This window comes from Shinella sp. GW821-FHT11G07, assembly GCF_058808115.1.
Genome location: NZ_JBXARJ010000003.1, coordinates 279,923 through 299,371 on the forward strand (window position 1 = coordinate 279,923; position 19,449 = coordinate 299,371).

Genomic DNA, 19,449 nt, shown 5'->3' on the forward strand with positions numbered 1-19,449 from the left:
AGGCATGTGGGATTTCAGCATCGGCAAGACCATCGGCATTCTGCTGAAGACCATGCCCTTCGTCGTGACCCGGATGGTGATCTACTTCTCGATCACGCTTGCCTTCATCCTGGCAACGGGGGTGGGTGCCGGTATCGGCTATGGCGTGGGCTCTGTCAGCGATAGCCCGGAATCCTTTGCGGTCTGGGGCGGGTTCTTCGGCATGGGGCTGGTCGGCACGGCCGTCTACTGGGCGCGGGAATGGCTGCTCTACATGGTCAAGACCGCGCATATCGCCGTCATCGTCAAGCTGATCGACGGCGAGGCCCTGCCGGACGGCAAGGGGCAGGTTGCCTACGGCCGCGAGATCGTCGCCGCCCGCTTCGGCGAGGCGAACATGCTTTTTGCGCTCGACCAGCTCATCAAGGGCGTCATCGCCGCCATCACCGGGCTCATCGGCGGTGTTGCCGCCTTCCTGCCAATCCCGGGCCTCGACGGCATCGCGCGCTTTGCCAATACGGTCATCCGCCTGTCGCTGACCTATGTCGACGAAATCATCCTCGGCTACAACATCCGCACCAAAAGCGACAATGCCTGGGAAAGTTCGCGCCGCGGCCTCGTGCTCTATGCGCAGAACGGGCTGAAGATGGTGAAGAACGCCGTCTGGCTCTCCATCTTCCTGTGGGTCCTCTCGATCGGCGTGTTCCTGCTGGCCCTCGCGCCGGCGGCTGCCATCCTCTACGTCTTCCCCGGCGAGATCGCCGGCTACAGCTTCATCATCGCGATCGTCTTCGCCTGGGCCTTCAAGGCAGCCGTGCTGGAGCCCTTCGCGATCACCGCGCTGATGGCCGTCTATTTCGACACGATCCGCGGCCAGGTGCCGGACCCGGAATGGGACGCAAAGCTCGCCGGCGCATCGGAGAAATTCCGGGCGCTGACGGAAAGCGCCAGGGGTGCCTTCGGCGGACGGCCGGTCTCGGCGTAGAGCCGAGCGGCACACAGACAATTTTACGGAATCCGTTACCGGAAGTTGTATGATTTTTGCCTATGTTCCCCTCGCATTCGCCTGGGGAGCATTCATTGACTGTACTAGAAGAGAGCCTCTGGAGCGATTTGTCTTGCGGCTCCCGGATGGTGATCATCCCTATTTTTCAGATCGCCGGTTTTGTTTTTCTCGGAATGCTCATCATTTTTTCGCATCACGTTAAAAACTGGACGCGAGGAAAACCGTCGCCTAACTACGGCTGGATTAAAGGCCGGGCCGCGATCGTCTTTGGGCCAATCTTGCTTTTCATCATGGCGCTCGGAGCTGCGATGGTGCCAAGTGTCTCACGATTTTCCACGGATGGTTCGGCGCTTGTCGAGAGTGGTTGTCGCACAACCACGACATACACGAAAAGAATACCGCTCGATCTGGCCAAACTCACCTACAAGCGTTCCGGAAGACGACATGGACGCGATGCGCACTCGCTTGTGGTAAAGGGCAGCGGATACACCATCACGCTAAATCTGGCGCGTCAGAAGAACTATTCCGTGTTGGCACGCATCGCGCCCGGCCCGATGGAACAGTTTGCGAGAGCGCTTCGTGAGGAAAATCGGGATATCCCTCCCCCGCTTCTCAATCTTCTCAAAAAGAAGAACACGTGAGATCAAACGGCCGAACCCGCAAAATGGCTAACCGACCTCACCTCGCCACCCATCGAGATACCGCACCTCCTCCACGCCCGAGAACTTCGCCAGACGGGCCAGCTCGGCCTCCAGCTTCTCCAGCCGCCCCGCCGAGGCGCGGACCTTCGGCTCCCACCACAGCCGCTTGACGTCGAGCGTGCCGGCCTTGCGGTCGGCCTTCATGTCGATGCGGCCGACGAGGCGGTCGCCTTCGAGCAGCGGGAAGACGTAGTAGCCGTATTGCCGCTTCGGCTCCGGCACGAAGACTTCGATGCGATAGAAGTAGCCGAACAGCCGTTCCGTGCGATTGCGGTCACGGATCAGCGGATCGAAGGGCGAGAGCACGCGCAGCCGAGCGGGCGGCTCGGGGATATCGCCGAGGTTTTGCGGAAAGTCGGCGAAGGCATGGGAGGCACGCGGCTTGTCGCCATCCGCCGTTTCGATGGCGACGGGGCACAATTCGTCGCGGTGCGTTTCCACCCAGGCTTTCGCCTCCTCCGGCGAGATCAGCGCCCAAAAGGCGGCAAGCTCGCCATGGGTGGCAAAGCCCAGTCTTGTCAGCGCGCTGCGGCAGGCCCAGTCGACGAAGGCGTCGTGTTCGACATCCGGCTCATGGTGATGCGCCGGCACGACGCGCTCGGTAAGGTCATAAACCTTTTGGAAATTTTCGCGCCGGGCGATCGCCAACCTGCCGGTGTGCCAGAGAAATTCGAGCGCCGTCTTGTTCGGATGCCAGTTCCACCAGCCGCCGGACTTGTGCTCGTCCGTCTTCAGATCGCGCGATAGGACAGGCCCACCGGAGGCGATGCGCTCATAGGTTTCCTCGAATGTTGCGTCAAAACCCTCGCCCTGCCACCTGCGCCACCGTTCCAGGATCGACGCTTCCTTGCGGCGGAAACGATGTTTCCAATAGCGGTAGAATTCACTCGGGATGATGGAGGCATCGTGCGTCCAGTGCTCGAAGAGCTCGCCATCCGTCTCCAGCAATTCCGTCAGGTGCTCGCGCCGGTATGTCTGGTTGCGCGAGAAGAGGATCTGGTGATGTGCGCGCTCGACGGTGGCGATGCTGTCCACCTGCACGAAGCCGATATCGTGGATGAGCTGCAACAGCCCTGCCTTGCCGAGCAGGCGACCGGGTGGTCCGCTGAGGCCCTGGCGGGCGAGGAAGATGCGCCGGGCCTCGGCATTGGAAAGCAGAATCGTCATGGCTGGATGATAGACACATATTCCTGTTTTGTTCCAATCATTTTCTGTCGGCGGACATCAGGCAGATACAAGCTCCTTCAACATTTTCCGTCGATTGTTCAACATTATTGCAGGCACCGACACAAAAGCGCTTCGCACTTCCCTTGGAATTGCTTATAGGTCCACCACCCATCTGCGAACCGGGACCCCGCTCTTGGACATCGTTTTCTCTGCCGCCACGGTGAGCTATGCCGGACGCACCGCGCTCCAGCCGCTGGATTTACGGCTTGCCGAGCAGCGCATCGGTGTCGTGGGCCTCAACGGTTCCGGCAAGACGACCATGGCGCGGCTGATCAACGGCCTCGTCAAACCGACGACCGGCACAGTGACGGTGGGCGGGCTCGATACGATGGCGGACGAGGTTGCCGCGCGCGGAAAAACCGGCTTCATCTTCCAGAACCCGCAGCACCAGATGATCCTGCCGATCCTCTCCGAAGACATCGCCTTCGGCCTGAAGAATCGCGGCTTCGGCAAGGTCGAGATCGCGGAGAAGACCGAGGCGGTGCTTGCGCGTTTCGGCATTTCGCACCTGGCGCGCCGGCGTGTCCATGAGCTTTCCGGCGGAGAAACGCAGCTTGGCGCCATTGCAAGCGTGCTCGTCACCGGCCCGGAGCTTCTGATCCTCGACGAGCCGACCAACCAGCTCGACCTGAAGAACCGCGCGCTCATCGCGCGCACCATCGAAGGCCTGCCGGAGCAGGTGCTCGTGATCACGCACGACCTTGCGCTACTCGAAGGCTTCGACCGGGTGCTGGTCTTCCACGAAGGGCGGCTTGCCGCAGACAGCGACCCGGCCGCGGCAATCCGCGCCTACCGGGAGATCGCCGCATGCTGAACGGGCTCGACATCGAGGGCACCTCGCTGCTGCATCGCATGCCCGTGCGCGGCAAGCTGATTGTGCTTTTCGTCGCGGCCATCGTGCTGTTCGTTACCTCGGACCTGCGCCTTCTCGTACCCGCGCTCGCGCTGGCTGCAGGGCTCTATCTGTCGACCGGCATCGGCATCCGGGAAGCAGCGCGGCGCACACGGTTCGTGCTGTTCACGGTGCTGATCGTCGCAGTGGCGAACTATCTCTTTCATTCGCTGCACGAGGCGCTCGTCGTGTTTTGCCGCCTGTCCACGCTGGTGCTGCTGGCCGCCGCCGTCACCGCGACGACGGGCATTTCCGCCTTCATGGACGAGATCACCCGGCTCATCACGCCGCTGGAGCGATTCGGTTTCGTGCGGGCGGCGGATGTCAGCCTTGCCGTCGGCCTCGTCATCCGTTTCGTTCCCGAGATTTTTGCGCGCTATCAGGATATCGCCGACGCGCACAGGGCGCGCGGCCTGCCGGTGCGACCGCTTTCCACACTGACACCGCTCATCATCCTGACGCTGAAGGATGCGGATACGATCGCCATGGCGATTGACGCCCGCGGTTTTCGGCGGCACTAAATGCCAACCCAATTTTGTCCATCCGGGAACCTCGACATGACCACCAGAGACATCGTCCTCGTCGCCCTCTTCGCCGCGATCATCGTGGTGCTGGGCCTGCTGCCGCCGATCACGCTCGGTTTCATACCGGTGCCGATCACCGCGCAGTCGCTCGGCGTCATGCTGGCCGGCTGCATCCTCGGCGCCAAGCGCGGTGCTGGCGCCGTGCTGCTCGTCCTGCTGCTCGTGGCGATCGGCCTGCCGGTCCTCTCCGGCGGCCGCGGTGGCCTTGCCATTTTCGCAAGCCCGACGGGCGGCTACCTTGTCGGCTGGGTCTTCGGCGCCTTCGTCTGCGGCCTGATCGCCGAGCGCTTCGTTCGGGAAGACCAGAGTGAGCTTACGCAGTTTCTCGCCTTCCTGGGCGCGTCCGTCGTCGGCGGCATCGCCGTCGTCTACCTCTTCGGCATTCCGTGGCTCGCCTATGTGAGCGGCAAGGCATTTTTCCAAACGGCCCTCGCATCGCTTGTCTTCATTCCCGGCGACCTCATCAAGGCGTTTGTCGCCATGCTGGCCGGCCGCGCCGTGCTTGCAGGTTATCCGCTCCTGCCGCAGCGCGCCTGAGCCTGAGCCCATGCCGCTTTCCGGCGCACTCGAACAGCACGCCGCCAACCATCCCACGAACCCGGCCTTCCATCTGGAGGACCGGGTTCTCTCCTACCGTGCACTGACTGCGACGGCGCGGCGTCTCTTCGCAGCGCTCTCCAACCTGACGCCTGAAGGCCGCAGTACGATCGGGCCGCAAAACCGGCTCATCGCCATCGTCATCGGAAACCACGCGCTCGTTCCCGCCGCCTTCGCCGCAGCGACGGCCGGCAACAATTGCGCCGCCCTGATCGATCCGCACCTGCCGGAACCGGTTCGCCGCCGGATGATCGAAAAGCTCGATCCCGATCTCATCGTCACCGCAGACGGCCCTGCCCTTCTTGCCCGCAATCCACACGCTGGCAACAGCGCAACCATCGCCGAAGAAGCCTCCCTCGTCGCGCCGCCGCTCCCGGAGGGCAATGACGACGATCCGTTCCTGATCGTCTTCACTTCCGGCACCACGGCCGACCCGAAGCCGATTATCCGCGATCGCCGCTCCTGGCGCACCAGCCTCGCAACCGGAGCGCCCTTCTTCGAGATCGACGCAACGACGAGCACCTATGCGCCCGGCCCCCTCGCCCACGGCCTTGCGCTCTACGCGATGACGGAGACGCTGCTTGCCGGCGGTACCTTCCATTCCGCCAGGCATTTCGAGGCCGCGGAGGCGCTAAAAACCATCCGGGGCAACGCCGTGCGCCGCCTGGTCCTCGTGCCCACGATGCTGCGCCGGCTTTGCGAGAGCGACGGCGCGGAAGGGGTGACGACGATCACCATTGCCGGCGCCAAACTGACGGCTACCGACCACGCGCTGTGCGGCAAGACATTTCCGGGGGCGGCGCTTCGCGAATATTACGGAGCCTCGGAGCTCGGCTTCATCACGGCCACCGCGCCGGGCGATCCCGCCTCCTCCACCGCCGTCGGCACGGCGTTTCCCGGCGTTCGGCTCTCCATTCTGGATGGCGCCGGCAAGGCGCTGCCCGCGGGCGAAACCGGCACCATCTTCGTCGAAAGCCCGCTTGTCGCCACCGGCTATCTGGGTGCTGGCGACGGAGCGGGGCTTGCCCGTTTCGGCAGCCTTGCCACCGTGGGCGACCTTGGATTTCTCGAGGCGGACGGCAGGCTGCATCTCCTCGGCCGCTCCGGCGGCATGGTGCTTTCGGGCGGCAACAATATCTATCCGTCCGAAGTGGAAGCAGCCCTCCTCGGCCTGCCGCATGTTCGCGCCGCCCATGTCTTCGGTGTCGAGCATGCCGATCTCGGCAGCGAGCTGGTCGCCGTCATCGAATCGGGCGGAGCGGGCCTGACGCCGGACATGTTGACCGCTGCGATGGCCGAAGTGCTGCCACGCTACAAGCAGCCGCGGCGGCTCTGGCTTTGCCGCGCCATGCCGGTGACACCCTCCGGCAAGGTCGAGGCGAAGACGGTGCGGCAGTGGGTGGTGGAGGGCAGCAATGCGCTCGAACGGCTCTTCTGATCCCAGCCGCATTCCCGTCATCGCCGCGGCGTTTCGCACGCCGATCGGCCGCGTCAACGGTTCGCTTTCAGCCCTCGAGCCGGCGAGCCTTGCCGCGCCGCTCATCCGCCGGATCCTCACGGACACGGGCCTTGCGCCCGAGGCCGTGGATGATGTCATTCTCGGCAATGCCGCCAACAGTGCGGGCAATCTCGCCCGCCTCGCCGCGCTGGAGGCAGGTCTGCCGGTCAGCGTGCCGGGCATGACGGTAGACCGGCAATGCGGCTCGGGGCTGGAGGCGATTGCGCTGGCGGCCCGGCTCGTGCAGGCCGGCGCTGGCCGCTTCTACCTTGCCGGCGGCACGGAGAGCAGCAGCAGGGCGCATCTGCGCTTCCGCCCGCCCGCCACGCCCGGCGGTGAACCGGAGCCGGTGCGCCGCGCCCGCATGGCGCCGGATGCCGTCGGCGATCCGGACATGGGCATCGCCGCCGAGAATGTCGCTGCGCACGCCGGCATCAGCCGCGCGCGGCAAGATGCCTTCGCACTGGAAAGCCACCGCCGCGCCATCGCGGCCGCAAAGGCAGGCCAGTTTGACGGCGAGATCGTGCCGATCGCAACACCCTCCGGTATGGTCTCCCGCGACGAATGCCCGCGTGAAAACACCTCGCTGGAAAAGCTGGCTGCGCTGAAACCCGTTTTCCGGCCGGACGGCACCGTGACGGCTGGCAATGCCTGCCCGGTCAATGATGGCGCATCGGTCGTGCTGGTCACCTCGCTTGCCGAGGCGCGCAATCTAGGCCTGACGGTATTGCTGGAAATTATCGACAGTGCGGTCACAGGCGTCGACCCCAACCTACTCGGCCTTGGACCGGTGCCGGCGATGCAAAAACTCGTTGCGCGCAATCCAGGGCTCGACGTCGCGCCTATTCCGTTCATCGAGTTCAACGAGGCCTTCGCCTCGCAGGTGCTGGCAAGCCTCGACGCGCTGGGGGTCGATCCCGCAACGGTCAACCGCGGCGGCGGGGCGCTGGCGCTCGGCCATCCCTATGGCGCGTCCGGCGCGATCCTCGCCACACGGCTTTTCGCGCAGATGCGGGAGGCCGATGCCGGGACCAGGGCACTCGCCATGATGGGCATCGGCGGCGGCATGGGTATTGCGACCTTGTTTCAAAAAATGGGAGGAACGATTTGAGCGACAAGATTTATTCCGGCGGCTGCCTTTGCGGCGCCGTCCGTTTCGAGGCGACGGGGCCGGCGGAAAAGCCGCATACCTGCTCCTGCCGCTTCTGCCAGCAGCATACCGGCGCGCCGACCGCCGCCTGGGTGGAGTTTCCCGCAGAGCGCCTGCAATGGACGGGTGCTGGCGGAACACCATCGACCTGGCGCTCCTCCGACTATTCCAGCCGCGCCTTCTGCCCGGCCTGCGGCAGCTCCATCGGCGCGATCGACGACGAGCCGCTAGTGGCGCTGCTCATCGGCGGCTTCGACGATCCGGCCGATCCGGCGCTGGCGCCGCAATACCATTCGTTCGAGGATTGCCGGCCGGGCTGGCTGCAGGTCGAGACGGCGTCAGGCGAGGAATGATTTCAGCCAGTCGCGCACCGGCTGCGGCACATTGACGGGCTGGCGGGTCGCCGGATCGACGGCGACCCAGACAATCTCCAGATCGGCGACCGGAGCGCCATCGCAGGACATAGCGACGGCGAAGCTCAACGAGGTCGCGCCGATGCGCGCGACCGAGACCTTCAGGCGGGCAAGATCGTCGAGCCGGAGGCCACGGTGGAAGGTGCAGCCGGATTTGCGGACAAAATAGACCGGATCGTTCGCACCATTCGGCCGATGCCGCCAGAGGCCGGCGACGGCGGCTTCGGCATGGGCGTAGTAAGCGGCATTGTGCATATGCCCGTGCATGTCTATATCGCGGAAGGGTATCCTGATATCGCTCACCGTGATGTCTGCCGTCTGTTCCACGTCGACCCCCGGGATAAACCATGCTTCGTGCCGTTGTTAGAGCGTTCGGCGATCCCCGGCAAGTGATCGGCCTCGAAGAGACGGAGCGGTCCGCACCCGGCCCCGGCGAGGTGGAGATCCGTATCCGGCGCGCGGCCATCAACCCCTCCGACCTCATTCCCGTCGCCGGCGCCTATCGCAGCCGCACCGCCCTGCCCTTCGTGCCCGGCTTCGAGGGTGTCGGCGAAATCGTTGGGCTTGGCGAGGGCGTCACCGGCCTTGCGCCCGGCCAGCGCGTGCTGCCGATCGGCGCGAGCGGGCTGTGGCAGGACTATCTCGTCCGCCCGGCTGAGCGGTGTTTTGCGGTGCCCGACGATCTTTCCGACGACCAGGCGGCCATGGCCTATGTCAATCCGCTGACGGCCTTCCGGCTGGTCGATGCCGTGCAGGCGCATTTCGGCAGCGCGCGCGGCCAGGGCATCGGTGTCACCGCCGCCGCCTCGGCGATCGGCAAGATGCTGCTGGTGCTGCTGGCGGAGGCCGGTTTTCAGCCCGTCGCCCTCGTGCGCAGCGCCGCGACCGCGGCCCGGCTGAAGGAAAGCTTTTCGGGCGATGTCGTCGTGCAATCCTCACCGCCGCTTGACGCGGTTCTCGATGCTGTCGGCGGAGAGCCCGGCAATGCGCTGTTCCGGCACATCCGCACCGGTGGTGCCTTCATCCAGTATGGTGCGCTCTCCGGCCTGCAACTCGATCCGATGCTGGTTGCCGGGCGCCGTGAAGCCGTCGCCTTTTCCTTCCTCTGGCTACGCAACTGGGTGCATTCCGCCCCGCGTGCCGAGATCGAGGCAGCCTTTGCACGCAGCTTTTCCGGCATCCGCACCGGTGTGCTCGGTTCCGCCGTCGACAGGGTTTTCGCCTTGTCCGCGCTTGTCGCAGCGCTTGCCCGGCAGGACGATCCGGCGCGCAGCGGAAAACTGCTCCTTGCGCCGTGACGGTTGAAAAGGGTGGACATCGGCCCATTTCCCGTGGACCTCGCCAACCGCAATGGGTAGCTTCCGGCCATGACGACGTTTCTCTTCGAGAACCCGATCTTCCTCGAGCATCACACGCCTGAGGGCCACCCGGAGCGATCGGACCGCATCCGGGCGATCAATCTCGCCCTGGAACATGAGCGCTTTGCGCCCCTCGTGCGAGAAAAGGCCCCGCAGGCGAATGAGGATTTCGTGCTGCTCGCCCATCCGGAAAGCCATCTCAGGGCGGTGATGTCGGCGATTCCCGAAGAGGACATCAACCAAGTCGAGGCGGATACCTATGCCAGCCCCGCCAGCTTCCAGGCAGCGCTGACGGGTATCGGCGGTGCGATCGCCGCCGTGGACGCAGTGTTTTCCGGCAAGGCGGACAATGCCTTCGTCGCCGCCCGGCCGCCCGGCCACCATGCCGAGCGCAACAAGGCGATGGGTTTCTGCTTCTTCAACAATGCCGCCATCGCCGCCCGCCATGCGCAGAAGGCGCACGGCGCCGAACGCGTCGCCATCGTCGACTGGGATGTGCACCACGGCAATGGCACGCAGGACATTTTCTACGACGACCGGTCCGTGCTTTTCTGCTCGACGCACCAGATGCCGCTCTATCCCGGCAGCGGCGCGAAGGACGAGACGGGCGCCGGCAACATCGTCAACGCGCCGCTTTCCGCCAATGACGGCAGCGACCATTTTCGCGAGGCCTTCAGGTCACGCGTGCTGCCGCGCGTCGCGGACTTCAAGCCCGACATCATCATCATCTCCGCCGGCTTCGATGCGCATCACCGCGACCCGCTGGCGCAAATCAACCTCGTCGCCGACGATTTCGACTGGGCGACGGCAAAGCTGATGGAACTTTCCGAAAAATCGGCGAACAACCGGGTGGTCAGCCTGCTGGAAGGCGGCTACGACCTCACGGGCCTGGCCGAATCCGCCGCCACCCATATCTACCGCCTGATGAGAGGCTGACCATGAGCAACCCCGCCCCTGCCGCCCCGGATGTTTCGGCCCTCACCTTCGAACAGGCCGTCGAGGAACTGGAAAAGATCGTCGCCGCCCTCGAGCGCGGCGACGTGCCGCTCGACCGCTCGATCGAGATCTACGAGCGTGGCGAAGCGCTGAAGAAACATTGCGAGACGCTGCTGTCGGCCGCCGAAAACCGCATCGAAAAGATCCGCCTCGACCGCGCCGGCAAGCCGCAGGGCACGGAGCCGCTCGACGGGGCGTAGTTGGCCCGCGAAGGTTGAATTTTTCCTTGACATAAAACACGCTGCAATTTTACCTCTAGCCACCGTATGATCGGCGGCTAGAGCTCTCTTTCGTACAGCGCTGGAGCCCTTGATCGAGTAACGTTTTGGACTGCCCTCGATTCATTGAATGGATAGCGTGCCTGCGCATCGGCATAACCCCATAAAAAGAACGCGTTGGCATAAAGGGGCTGCTTGCAATGGCTGAATTTACCGGCACCGAGGGTATCGACCGTTTCGTCGGCGGAAGCGAAGACGACTATTTCTATTTCTTTCCCGGCTTCATGACGCCAACCGACAAGGTCCGCGGTGGCGGGGGCGACAACGCCCTGGTTCTTATCAACGATTTTGCCCAGCCATGGAAGATTTTCCAAACCGACTGGCCAACACTGTCGAACATCCGAGGCATCGCTCTCATTTCGCGGAACGACCAAGGATACGACCACGCCGGTTTCAAGCTGGCGTTCGACAACACATTCTTCAAAATGAACAAGGTCGTGCAATTCACCCTGGATGCGTCCAGGCTCGACCTCGATGGCGGACGACTGGAACTCTCTGCCTCCACCGTCACGAACATGTCGTTCGACATTTATGGCTCCATGGGACGCTACTCAACCGATGGCTTCGAACGGGACAGCTACGACAACCTGCGAACGGGCAGCAAAAGCGACAGGTTCGTCTACTACGCCAACTCGCTGATAGACGACAAAATCGATGGCGGAGCCGGAACCGATACGATCGTTCTGGTTGGCGCGGGCGGCACGAAGACCGTGAACGATAAGGAAAAGACCGCCCCGAATGGCTTTACCACGCTGACCGGGGTCAAGAATGTCGAGAAAATCGTCGTCACGGATTTATCCGCAGGGCAGTCTCGTACAATCGATTTTGGTGATAGCAGCCGTTATGTGGGTCGCAACGCGATCGAAATCTCGACGGACCACAACTATGGGACGGAGAAGGCCGCAAAGGCCGTTGACGGGAAGCTGATCATCGATGGATCGGGAATTAAATCTCTGCAGAGCATGCTCGACGTCACGGCGGGCAACGCGGGAGATATCCTGATCGGCGGAGCCGCCGATGACAGCCTGTCCGGCGGCAAGGGAAATGATATTCTGGTCGGCGGAAGCGGAGCAGACCGGCTTTACGGCGGCTCAGGAAATGACACCTTTATCGGCGATTCCAGCCTTTACGCCGGTGATTATGAAATCCTTTGGATGTTCACAGGTAGACCCGGTGTCGACAAAATGTATGGCGGCGAAGGGAACGACGTCTTCAAGCTGTCATGGGAGTACTGGAACCCGAAATACAATACAGACTTGGTTGCGGGGGGCGCCGGAATCGACACAATACAGATTTCAGGACGAGACATTCCGGCAGATATACTGAATACCATGACCGTCTCTGGCATTGAAATTATCGACTTCGTCGAAAACGAGGCTACCTTTACCGTCGGCCAAGCGTTTCTGAAGAAAAACCATGACGAAAACGGGCGGCTGTGGATCCAGAATAAAGCCGGCATGTCCGGCGGCACGGTAAAAATCGACGCCTCGGGCGTGACGGATACTAAATATTCGGTGCATATTGCTGTTCGCTCGCCAGGAGTAGACGTTCTTTCCGGCGGCATGGGTAATGATATTTTCGACTACTCGCTTACCAGCAAAAAGCGGTTCTCAGATTCGAGCGGTTTGACCACCATTGACACCATAACAGGTGGCGGCGGGTTCGATACGATCCTCGTTCTGGAAGGACGCAAAAGCACGCTCGGCCGCAAGATCACCGGCGTCGAGGAATTGAAGATCGTCAATACATCCGCCAGCGGCGATAAGACGGACGTCGTTCTAGCGACAGCCGAAGCCATAACGATTAATGGCAGCCGGCTTGGTGCCAATGATAGCCTGGTCGCTGAGGGGCGTTCTGCCAGGGCTTCCGTGCAGATCATCGGCGGCAAGGGCGATGATGTCCTTTCTGGCGGACGCGCAAACGACACGTTGCGTGGCGGCGATGGCGACGACGCTCTGACCGGCAACAAGGGTTCGGACAGATTTACAGGCGGCAAGGGCGCGGATCATTTCGTTTTCGCCGATGCCTCCGATTCGCTTCCGACAACGGGAGCGCGCGACGTCATCACCGACTTCAAACAAAGCGAAGGCGACAAGATCCATCTCCTGCATGAGGGATCACCTGCATATTCCTTCGTTGGAGCCAGCGCCTTCACCGGCAAGGTAGGAGAGGTGCGCAGTTTTGTTTCGGCCGGCAAGACTTACGTGCAGCTCGACGTGGACGGTGATGGCGTTGCAGATCTGGGTATTATACTCGTCGGAACGGTAACCCTCACGCAAAGTGATTTCATACTATAGCCCCGGCAAGCCGCAGGGCACGGAGCCGCTCGACGGGGCGTGAGCCTCAGAGCTGTGCGGCGATCGCGGCCTTGTCGATGATCGACCAGACGTTGCGGATGCGCGCATCCTCGAATTCGTAGAAGACATTTTCCGTGAACGAGACCTTTCGGCCGTTGACCGGCAGGCCGAACAGGTCGCCGACCAGCGTGCAATCGAACAGCAGCCGGCTGGCGATGTGCGGCGGGTCGCACACCAGGAAATCGATGGTGAAGCGCAGGTCCGGGATGGCGCGAAAATCGCCTTCCAGCATGGTGCGGTAGCCCGACAGGCCGATGCGCGCGCCATTGTAATGCACGTCCTCGTGGACGAAGCTGCCGAGGTTCGGCCAATCCTGCTTGTTGAGACAGCCGATATAGCCGCGATAGAGGGCTGCAATTTCGTCCTTGCTCATGCGCTTTTCCTGCTTCCGGCAGTGGATCCTCCAATATGGCGCGGCCCACAATAAAGACCAGAGGCATGAAAGCCTGACCACAGCGTCAACAGGGGCTGCCCTATCCCTCCCCCTCCCCGCCGGCTAGCATGCCGTCACCAACCAACGACAGGAGGGCGTAATGAGCTTCTTTCCCGGCAAGGACCCCGAGGCTGGCGATGCACCGGCGTGCGACGCGCTGGAGCTGCTGATCATTCCGCGCACCAGCGACATCGGCGGGCTGGAGGTGCGGCGTGCGCTGCCCACGGCAAAGCGGCGGCTGGTCGGCCCGTTCATCTTCTTCGACCGGATGGGCCCGGCGTTCTTGCGCGCCGGCGAGGCGATCGACGTCAAGCCGCATCCGCACATCGGGCTTTCCACCGTCACCTATCTCTTCGACGGCGAGATCAAGCACCGCGACAGTCTCGGCACCGAGATGGTGATCGCCCCCGGCGACCTGAACCTGATGACGGCCGGGCGCGGCATCGTGCATTCGGAGCGCTCGCCGGAAAACCTGCGCGGCCATCCACAATCCATCTCCGGGCTCCAGACCTGGCTCGCGCTTCCAGACAGCCATGAGGAGATGGCGCCGGTCTTTGCCCACACGACAAAGGCCGAGCTTCCGGCGTTCTCGGCCGACGGCATCACTGGACGCACCATCATCGGCAAGTACGAGGGACACGCCTCGCCCGTCAGCGTGCCGACCGATACGCTCTACACCGACCTGATGCTGGCGCCCGGCGCCTCCGCGCCGCTTGCGGCGGATTGGGAAGAGCGTGCGGTCTACGTGCTTTCCGGCACGCTCGACGTGGCTGGCGATGTGTTCGAAGCGGACCGCCTGCTCGTCTTCCGCCCCGGCGATGCGATTACCTTGAAGGCGGGGCCGCAGGGCTGTCACATCATGCTGTTCGGCGGCGCGGCGCTCGGCTCGAAGCGCTACATCTGGTGGAACTTCGTCTCCTCCTCCAAGGAGCGCATCGAGCAGGCCAAGGAGGAATGGCGCACCGGCCGTTTCGATATCGTGCCCGGCGACGAGGAAGAGTTCGCGCCGCTGCCGGCGGGGTGACGCATAGGTGATTGGCTATTTAGCGGCAATGCGTTTTGCATCTTTCCCGCCCGCTCACGCTATCTCTCGATATGCTCGTCCGCTCAAGTAGGGCCGTGGACGAGGAAGGGTGAACAAGAGGCCTTGACTAATCCATAGCCATATGGCTATAAGAAAATCCATAGCCACTGAGGTATGGATTAGTGACCGAACCGCAAGACACCCTGTTCCGCACGCTGGCGGACCCGACGCGCCGGGCGCTGTTCGAGCGGCTTTGCCGCGAAGGCGAAAAGACCGTCGGCGCACTGACGGCCCAGGCCGGCGTTTCACAGCCGGTCGTTTCCAAACACCTCAGCCTGCTCAAGCAGGCCGGCCTCGTGCGCGACCGTCACGAGGGTCGCCAGACGCATTACAGCGCCCAGCTCGGTGCGCTTGCCCCGCTGATCGACTGGACCAGCCAGATGGCGCGGTTTTGGGAATCGCGGTTCGATGATCTTGAAAATTTGCTGAGGAGAATGGACCAATGACAGTTGCATCAGAGACGCGTTCCGTCGTCGTCGAGCGCGATATCGCCCACCCGCCGGAAAAGCTCTGGCGTGCACTGACGCAGCCGCACCTGATCACGGAGTGGCTGATGCGGAACGAGGATTTTCAGCCCGCCGTCGGTAAAACGTTCAGGCTCAGCGGCGACTGGGGCGGTGTCGATTGCGAGGTCTTGACCGTCGAGCCGGGCAAAACGCTGACCTATACGTGGAACTACGTGCACGACGATCCTGCCTTTGATCTGCGCAGCGTGGTATCCTTCACGCTCACGCCGACGGCCAACGGCACGCTTCTGCGCATGGAGCAGACAGGCTTCCGGCCGGAACAGAAGCAGGCCTTCGGTGGCGCCCGCCACGGCTGGCAGGCGCATTTCACGAACCTCGAACGGGTTCTGGCGGGACTGGAATAAGGAGGAACGGCAATGCGCTGGAACATGCGGATCCGCCAGGTTCATCGCTGGCTGTCGATCATCTTCACGCTCGCCGTGATCATCAACATCGCGGCGATGACGCAGACGGAGCCGGCCATCTGGGTCGGCCTGCTTGCGCTCTTCCCCCTCATCCTGCTGTTGCTCAGCGGGCTCTATCTCTTCGCCCTGCCCTATCTGACCCGGGCACAGCGGAGCTAGGAGAACCTCATGGCAGACAAGACACCGGAAAAGCCCGTGCTTCTCTCGGGCGGCAATCCGCAGATTGCCAAGGGCTACGGCGATGGCCCGATCCAGGCCTATATCGCCGCCATGCCCGGCTGGAAAAGCGATGTCGGCCGCAGGCTCGATGCGTTGATCGAAAAAACGGTGCCGAATGTCTACAAGGCGGTGAAATGGAACTCACCGTTCTACGGCATCGAGGGCGAAGGCTGGTTTCTCAGCTATCACTGCTTTGCGAAATACATCAAGCTGACGTTCTTTCGCGGCACCTCGCTCGATCCGGTGCCGCCGGTCGCCTCCAAGACGCCGGAAACGCGGTATTTTCACATTCATGAGGATGACGATCTCGACGAAGCGCAGCTTGCCGGCTGGATCAGGCAGGCGAGTGAGCTCCCCGGCGAGCGACTATAGGAAACGAGAGGATACAACCATGGGCCAGGCCAGCAGCGAAATGGAATCCCCTTCCAGGCAGATCGACAAGAGGATCGAAGACCTCGCCGACTGGCGCGGCGGGACGCTTGCCCGGCTGCGCGCGCTGGTGAAGGAGGCGGACCCCGAGGTCGTCGAGGAGTGGAAGTGGCGCGGCGTTCCGGTCTGGGAGCACGACGGCATCATCTGCACCGGCGAGACTTACAAGACGGTGGTGAAGATGACCTTTGCCAAGGGTGCGTCGGTCGAGGATCCGGCCGGCCTGTTCAACTCCAGCCTTGAGGGCAACACGCGCCGCGCCATCGATTTCCATGAGGGCGAAGCGATCAACGAAGAGGCCTTGAAAGCGCTGGTCCGCGCGGCCGTCGCCCTCAATCAGTCGTCACGCGCCGGCAAGAAGAAGTAGCCCGCTTCGCTCTCACAAAAAATTGCGCTCCTGCAACAGGGTCCAACGCCGTCTGCAAAATGCCCGAATTGCCGGACAGAAGGCGGCCCTGCGTCGGTTTGCATAGTATCAATCCGGCGAAATACGCTCTAGACTTGCTGAAACGGTTGAAATCGCGCGCCGCATTCTGCATGTGACAGGCTAGCGCACTATATAGACCGCATGCCCGGGCCGTGTCTCCGCAAGGGAGCCATCGCCAGCGGGCGTGACAACGAGGCATGAGAGTGACACAAACGCCAGCCACCCCGCTGCTCGACAAGGTTCGCATTCCCGCAGACCTGAAGGCCGTCGACGATCGTGACCTGCCGCAACTCGCTAGCGAGCTCCGCGCGGAAATGATCGATGCCGTGTCGCGCACCGGCGGGCACCTTGGCGCAGGCCTCGGCGTGGTGGAACTGACCATCGCCATCCACAAGGTTTTCGACACGCCGAAGGACCGGTTGATCTTCGACGTCGGCCACCAGTGCTATCCGCACAAGATCCTCACCGGCCGGCGCGACCGCATCCGCACGCTGCGCCAGGAAGACGGCCTGTCCGGCTTCACCCGCCGCGCGGAAAGCGAATACGACCCGTTCGGCGCCGCCCATTCCTCCACCTCGATTTCCGCCGGCCTCGGCATGGCGGTGGCGGCCGATCTTTCCGGCGACCACCGCAACGTCATCGCCGTCATCGGCGATGGTGCGATGTCGGCCGGCATGGCCTATGAAGCACTGAACAATGCCGGCGCGCTCGATGCGCGCCTCATCGTCATTCTCAACGACAACGACATGTCGATCGCCCCGCCGACGGGCGCGATGAGCGCCTATCTCGCGCGCCTCGCCTCCGGCCGCACCTATATGGGCTTCCGCGATTTCGGCAAGAAACTGACGGCCTATCTCGGCAAGAAGGTCGACCGCGCCATCACCCGTGCCGTCGAGCATGCGCGCGGTTATGTCACCGGCGGCACACTCTTCGAGGAAATGGGTTTCTACCATATCGGCCCGATCGACGGTCATTCCTTCGAGCATCTGCTGCCGGTGCTGCGCAATGTGCGCGACAATTCCAAGGGCCCGGTGCTGATCCACGTCGTCACCCAGAAGGGCAAGGGCTATCCGCCGGCCGAAGCCGCCGCCGACAAGTATCACGGCGTCAACACGTTCGACGTCATCACCGGCGCGCAGGCCAAGGCCAAGCCGAATGCACCGGCCTACACCTCCGTCTTCGCCGAGGCGCTGGTGCAGGAAGCCGGTTTCGACGAGAAGATCGTTGCCGTCACCGCCGCCATGCCGAACGGCACCGGCCTCGACAAGCTTGCCGCCGCCTATCCGGCCCGCACCTTCGACGTCGGCATTGCCGAGCAGCATGCGGTGACCTTCGCTGCGGGCCTTGCCGCCGAGGGCTACAAGCCGTTCTGCGCGCTCTACTCCACCTTCCTGCAACGCGGCTACGACCAGGTCGTGCACGACGTCGCCATCCAGGGCCTGCCGGTACGTTTCCCGATCGACCGCGCCGGTTTCGTCGGTGCCGATGGCCCGACCCATGCCGGCTCCTTCGACACGACCTATCTCGCGACGCTGCCCGGCTTCGTGGTGATGGCCGCCGCCGACGAGGCGGAGTTGAAGCACATGGTGCGCACGGCCGCCGCCTATGACGACGGCCCGATCTCCTTCCGCTATCCGCGCGGCGAAGGCGTCGGCGTCGAGATGCCCGTGCGTGGCGAAATCCTGGAAATCGGCAAGGGTCGCCTGGTCAAGCAGGGCAGCAAGGTCGCCATCCTCTCCTTCGGCACGCGCCTTGCCGACTGTCTGCTCGCAGCAGAAGACCTTGACGCCGCCGGTCTTTCCACCACGGTCGCCGATGCGCGCTTTGCAAAGCCGCTCGACCACGACCTGATCCGCCAGCTTGCCCGCCACCACGAGGTGCTGATCACCATCGAGGAAGGTGCTGTCGGCGGCTTCGGCAGCCATGTGCTGCAGTTCCTCGCCATGGAGGGTTTGCTCGACCACGGCCTGAAGGTGCGCCCACTGGTGCTGCCGGATATCTGGATGGAACAGGCCAAGCCCGACGCCATGTATGCCAAGGCCGGCCTCGACCGCGCCGGCATCGTCTCCACCGTCTTCCAGGCGCTCGGCCAGAAGGCCGTGGATGTCGTGGCGGCCGGCTGATCGCCGGTTCGGCTATCCCTGTGCGTCTCGGATGATGCGGTCCGCCGCGTCCTGAAGCGCCTTTGCATCTATGCCCATGACGCGCAACGCCCGCGCTGCAATGCCGTGCGGCATGCCGGCCACGACCGACATGACGTGGGCGCCGAGCAGGGGATTGTGCTCCTTGCGCCCCTCCGCCAGGCGCTGCATGACCGCCTGGCCCGATGGCGCCGCATCGAATACCCCATGCCGGGAGGGCAGCGGCTCGGGCTCCGTCGCATGCACCGACACGGCTGGATCGAGACCGACCAGCCGGAGTGCCTCGCCATACTGACGCTCGATCGCCGGTCGGAAGCCGGCGGCATCGGCGCCGACCGCCTCGAACGCCCGCCGGGCGGTTCCATCCGGCAGGTCGAGTGCCGCGAGCACAAAATGCTCCGCTCCGGGCTCGCGCTGCTGGTCTTGTCTTGCGTGCTGTTCCGCCTGCTCGCACAGGGCCCTGATTGTGCCCATGCTTTCAAAACGTGCCTTGATCCGATTGAACATGGGGCATCCTCCTATAGGGAATCATCGCTCGCGACGATGTCCGAGAGCCGTTTATGGGCGGCCTGCTTGGTGACGCCGAGCGCCTGCGCGATCCGCGCCCAGGACCAGCCCTGTCGCAAGGCCGACCGCACGGCACGCCGCTCCAGTCCGTCCGCGAGGCGACGGAGCGCGATCACCGCCGCCAAGGCAGTCTCCGGGTCTTCGGGATCGGGCAGGTTGCTGATATCGACCATTCGTCAACC

General features: G+C 63.4%; 24 protein-coding genes. 19 read left to right on the forward strand and 5 right to left on the reverse strand.

Annotated elements, in window-relative coordinates:
* The first annotated feature begins 4 nt into the window (after positions 1–4).
* Both AC1RT2_RS07805 and AC1RT2_RS07810 read left to right on the forward strand, forming a co-directional pair.
* Positions 5–964: a hypothetical protein gene (locus tag AC1RT2_RS07805; RefSeq protein WP_493100855.1), complete on the forward strand. Its 960-nt coding sequence runs from the start codon at positions 5–7 to the stop codon at positions 962–964.
* A 95-nt stretch (positions 965–1,059) separates the two neighbouring features.
* Entirely contained in the window at positions 1,060–1,626 is a 567-nt protein-coding gene (locus tag AC1RT2_RS07810; RefSeq protein WP_493100857.1) for a hypothetical protein, read from the forward strand.
* Between the two features lie 27 nt (positions 1,627–1,653).
* Here AC1RT2_RS07810 and AC1RT2_RS07815 read toward each other — a convergent pair whose 3' ends face one another.
* Positions 1,654–2,853 carry a winged helix-turn-helix domain-containing protein gene (locus AC1RT2_RS07815; RefSeq protein WP_493100859.1) on the reverse strand — a complete coding sequence of 400 codons (1,200 nt, stop codon included), beginning with the start codon at positions 2,851–2,853 and terminating at the stop codon, positions 1,654–1,656.
* A 193-nt stretch (positions 2,854–3,046) separates the two neighbouring features.
* Between AC1RT2_RS07815 and AC1RT2_RS07820 the strand changes: the two genes are divergently transcribed.
* Genes AC1RT2_RS07820 through AC1RT2_RS07845 form a run of 6 tightly spaced genes read left to right on the forward strand, consistent with a single transcriptional unit; the run spans position 3,047 to position 7,987 of the window.
* On the forward strand, positions 3,047–3,727 hold the full coding sequence (locus AC1RT2_RS07820) for an energy-coupling factor ABC transporter ATP-binding protein (RefSeq protein WP_493100861.1): 681 nt from the start codon (positions 3,047–3,049) through the stop codon (positions 3,725–3,727).
* Positions 3,721–4,326, forward strand: coding sequence for an energy-coupling factor transporter transmembrane component T family protein (locus tag AC1RT2_RS07825; protein WP_493100863.1), 606 nt, complete (start codon positions 3,721–3,723; stop codon positions 4,324–4,326). Before AC1RT2_RS07820 ends, AC1RT2_RS07825 begins: the two co-directional genes overlap by 7 nt.
* 36 nt (positions 4,327–4,362) lie before the next feature.
* Positions 4,363–4,926 (forward strand): biotin transporter BioY, encoded by a 564-nt coding sequence (locus AC1RT2_RS07830; protein WP_493100865.1) that lies wholly within the window; start codon positions 4,363–4,365, stop codon positions 4,924–4,926.
* 10 nt (positions 4,927–4,936) lie between these two features.
* Positions 4,937–6,424, forward strand: a complete 1,488-nt coding sequence (locus AC1RT2_RS07835) for a class I adenylate-forming enzyme family protein (protein WP_493100867.1) — start codon at positions 4,937–4,939, stop codon at positions 6,422–6,424.
* Entirely contained in the window at positions 6,402–7,595 is a 1,194-nt protein-coding gene (locus AC1RT2_RS07840; protein ID WP_493100869.1) for a thiolase family protein, read from the forward strand. Before AC1RT2_RS07835 ends, AC1RT2_RS07840 begins: the two co-directional genes overlap by 23 nt.
* The gene (locus tag AC1RT2_RS07845; RefSeq protein ID WP_493100871.1) at positions 7,592–7,987 is read left to right on the forward strand and encodes a GFA family protein; all 396 of its coding nucleotides are present in this window, start codon (positions 7,592–7,594) and stop codon (positions 7,985–7,987) included. The genes AC1RT2_RS07840 and AC1RT2_RS07845 overlap by 4 nt, the downstream gene beginning before the upstream one ends.
* On the opposite strand, the gene AC1RT2_RS07850 is transcribed toward AC1RT2_RS07845, so the two are convergent.
* Entirely contained in the window at positions 7,973–8,374 is a 402-nt protein-coding gene (locus AC1RT2_RS07850; RefSeq protein WP_493100873.1) for an acyl-CoA thioesterase, read from the reverse strand. The genes AC1RT2_RS07845 and AC1RT2_RS07850 overlap by 15 nt on opposite strands.
* 20 nt (positions 8,375–8,394) lie before the next feature.
* Between AC1RT2_RS07850 and AC1RT2_RS07855 the strand changes: the two genes are divergently transcribed.
* From AC1RT2_RS07855 to AC1RT2_RS07870, 4 genes are all read left to right on the forward strand, one after another.
* Positions 8,395–9,345 (forward strand): zinc-dependent alcohol dehydrogenase family protein, encoded by a 951-nt coding sequence (locus AC1RT2_RS07855; RefSeq protein WP_493100875.1) that lies wholly within the window; start codon positions 8,395–8,397, stop codon positions 9,343–9,345.
* A 69-nt stretch (positions 9,346–9,414) separates the two neighbouring features.
* Positions 9,415–10,341 carry a histone deacetylase family protein gene (locus AC1RT2_RS07860; protein WP_493100877.1) on the forward strand — a complete coding sequence of 309 codons (927 nt, stop codon included), beginning with the start codon at positions 9,415–9,417 and terminating at the stop codon, positions 10,339–10,341.
* A gap of 2 nt (positions 10,342–10,343) precedes the next feature.
* The gene (locus tag AC1RT2_RS07865; RefSeq protein WP_160861590.1) at positions 10,344–10,601 is read left to right on the forward strand and encodes an exodeoxyribonuclease VII small subunit; all 258 of its coding nucleotides are present in this window, start codon (positions 10,344–10,346) and stop codon (positions 10,599–10,601) included.
* 218 nt (positions 10,602–10,819) lie between these two features.
* A complete protein-coding gene (locus tag AC1RT2_RS07870; RefSeq protein WP_493100879.1) occupies positions 10,820–12,976 on the forward strand; it encodes a calcium-binding protein in 2,157 nt (718 codons plus the stop codon).
* Positions 12,977–13,022: 46 nt separating this feature from the next.
* Here AC1RT2_RS07870 and AC1RT2_RS07875 read toward each other — a convergent pair whose 3' ends face one another.
* Positions 13,023–13,409, reverse strand: coding sequence for an ester cyclase (locus tag AC1RT2_RS07875; protein ID WP_493100881.1), 387 nt, complete (start codon positions 13,407–13,409; stop codon positions 13,023–13,025).
* 160 nt (positions 13,410–13,569) lie between these two features.
* Here AC1RT2_RS07875 and AC1RT2_RS07880 point away from each other — a divergent pair, with 160 nt between their 5' ends.
* The 7 genes from AC1RT2_RS07880 (at position 13,570) to dxs (ending at position 18,682) form a co-directional block, all read left to right on the forward strand.
* Complete coding sequence (locus AC1RT2_RS07880; RefSeq protein ID WP_493100883.1) at positions 13,570–14,493, forward strand: pirin family protein; 924 nt, start codon at positions 13,570–13,572, stop codon at positions 14,491–14,493.
* Positions 14,494–14,675: 182 nt separating this feature from the next.
* The gene (locus AC1RT2_RS07885) at positions 14,676–14,999 is read left to right on the forward strand and encodes an ArsR/SmtB family transcription factor (RefSeq protein WP_069059591.1); all 324 of its coding nucleotides are present in this window, start codon (positions 14,676–14,678) and stop codon (positions 14,997–14,999) included.
* Entirely contained in the window at positions 14,996–15,424 is a 429-nt protein-coding gene (locus tag AC1RT2_RS07890) for an SRPBCC family protein (RefSeq protein WP_493100886.1), read from the forward strand. Before AC1RT2_RS07885 ends, AC1RT2_RS07890 begins: the two co-directional genes overlap by 4 nt.
* Positions 15,425–15,436: 12 nt before the next feature.
* Complete coding sequence (locus AC1RT2_RS07895) at positions 15,437–15,643, forward strand: hypothetical protein (protein WP_493100888.1); 207 nt, start codon at positions 15,437–15,439, stop codon at positions 15,641–15,643.
* Between the two features lie 9 nt (positions 15,644–15,652).
* Positions 15,653–16,075 carry a DUF1801 domain-containing protein gene (locus AC1RT2_RS07900; RefSeq protein WP_493100890.1) on the forward strand — a complete coding sequence of 141 codons (423 nt, stop codon included), beginning with the start codon at positions 15,653–15,655 and terminating at the stop codon, positions 16,073–16,075.
* Between the two features lie 19 nt (positions 16,076–16,094).
* Positions 16,095–16,499, forward strand: a complete 405-nt coding sequence (locus AC1RT2_RS07905) for a DUF1801 domain-containing protein (protein WP_493100892.1) — start codon at positions 16,095–16,097, stop codon at positions 16,497–16,499.
* Between the two features lie 263 nt (positions 16,500–16,762).
* Positions 16,763–18,682 (forward strand): 1-deoxy-D-xylulose-5-phosphate synthase, encoded by a 1,920-nt coding sequence (dxs, locus tag AC1RT2_RS07910; RefSeq protein ID WP_493100894.1) that lies wholly within the window; start codon positions 16,763–16,765, stop codon positions 18,680–18,682.
* A gap of 12 nt (positions 18,683–18,694) precedes the next feature.
* On the opposite strand, the gene AC1RT2_RS07915 is transcribed toward dxs, so the two are convergent.
* Together AC1RT2_RS07915 and AC1RT2_RS07920 are read right to left on the reverse strand one after the other, a co-directional pair.
* Positions 18,695–19,207, reverse strand: a complete 513-nt coding sequence (locus tag AC1RT2_RS07915; protein WP_493100896.1) for a Clp protease N-terminal domain-containing protein — start codon at positions 19,205–19,207, stop codon at positions 18,695–18,697.
* A gap of 11 nt (positions 19,208–19,218) precedes the next feature.
* A complete protein-coding gene (locus AC1RT2_RS07920; RefSeq protein WP_493100898.1) occupies positions 19,219–19,440 on the reverse strand; it encodes a hypothetical protein in 222 nt (73 codons plus the stop codon).
* Positions 19,441–19,449 lie beyond the last annotated feature (9 nt).

Coding starts and splice junctions, on each gene's coding strand:
- AC1RT2_RS07915 (WP_493100896.1), bottom strand. CDS start 19,207: ATGTTCAATCGGATCAAGGCACGTTTTGAAAGCATGGGCACAATCAGG.
- AC1RT2_RS07830 (WP_493100865.1), top strand. CDS start 4,363: ATGACCACCAGAGACATCGTCCTCGTCGCCCTCTTCGCCGCGATCATC.
- AC1RT2_RS07815 (WP_493100859.1), bottom strand. CDS start 2,853: ATGACGATTCTGCTTTCCAATGCCGAGGCCCGGCGCATCTTCCTCGCC.
- AC1RT2_RS07875 (WP_493100881.1), bottom strand. CDS start 13,409: ATGAGCAAGGACGAAATTGCAGCCCTCTATCGCGGCTATATCGGCTGT.
- AC1RT2_RS07835 (WP_493100867.1), top strand. CDS start 4,937: ATGCCGCTTTCCGGCGCACTCGAACAGCACGCCGCCAACCATCCCACG.
- AC1RT2_RS07860 (WP_493100877.1), top strand. CDS start 9,415: ATGACGACGTTTCTCTTCGAGAACCCGATCTTCCTCGAGCATCACACG.
- AC1RT2_RS07890 (WP_493100886.1), top strand. CDS start 14,996: ATGACAGTTGCATCAGAGACGCGTTCCGTCGTCGTCGAGCGCGATATC.
- AC1RT2_RS07900 (WP_493100890.1), top strand. CDS start 15,653: ATGGCAGACAAGACACCGGAAAAGCCCGTGCTTCTCTCGGGCGGCAAT.
- AC1RT2_RS07840 (WP_493100869.1), top strand. CDS start 6,402: ATGCGCTCGAACGGCTCTTCTGATCCCAGCCGCATTCCCGTCATCGCC.
- AC1RT2_RS07855 (WP_493100875.1), top strand. CDS start 8,395: ATGCTTCGTGCCGTTGTTAGAGCGTTCGGCGATCCCCGGCAAGTGATC.
- AC1RT2_RS07905 (WP_493100892.1), top strand. CDS start 16,095: ATGGGCCAGGCCAGCAGCGAAATGGAATCCCCTTCCAGGCAGATCGAC.
- AC1RT2_RS07870 (WP_493100879.1), top strand. CDS start 10,820: ATGGCTGAATTTACCGGCACCGAGGGTATCGACCGTTTCGTCGGCGGA.
- AC1RT2_RS07805 (WP_493100855.1), top strand. CDS start 5: ATGTGGGATTTCAGCATCGGCAAGACCATCGGCATTCTGCTGAAGACC.
- AC1RT2_RS07880 (WP_493100883.1), top strand. CDS start 13,570: ATGAGCTTCTTTCCCGGCAAGGACCCCGAGGCTGGCGATGCACCGGCG.
- AC1RT2_RS07895 (WP_493100888.1), top strand. CDS start 15,437: ATGCGCTGGAACATGCGGATCCGCCAGGTTCATCGCTGGCTGTCGATC.
- AC1RT2_RS07865 (WP_160861590.1), top strand. CDS start 10,344: ATGAGCAACCCCGCCCCTGCCGCCCCGGATGTTTCGGCCCTCACCTTC.
- AC1RT2_RS07825 (WP_493100863.1), top strand. CDS start 3,721: ATGCTGAACGGGCTCGACATCGAGGGCACCTCGCTGCTGCATCGCATG.
- AC1RT2_RS07920 (WP_493100898.1), bottom strand. CDS start 19,440: ATGGTCGATATCAGCAACCTGCCCGATCCCGAAGACCCGGAGACTGCC.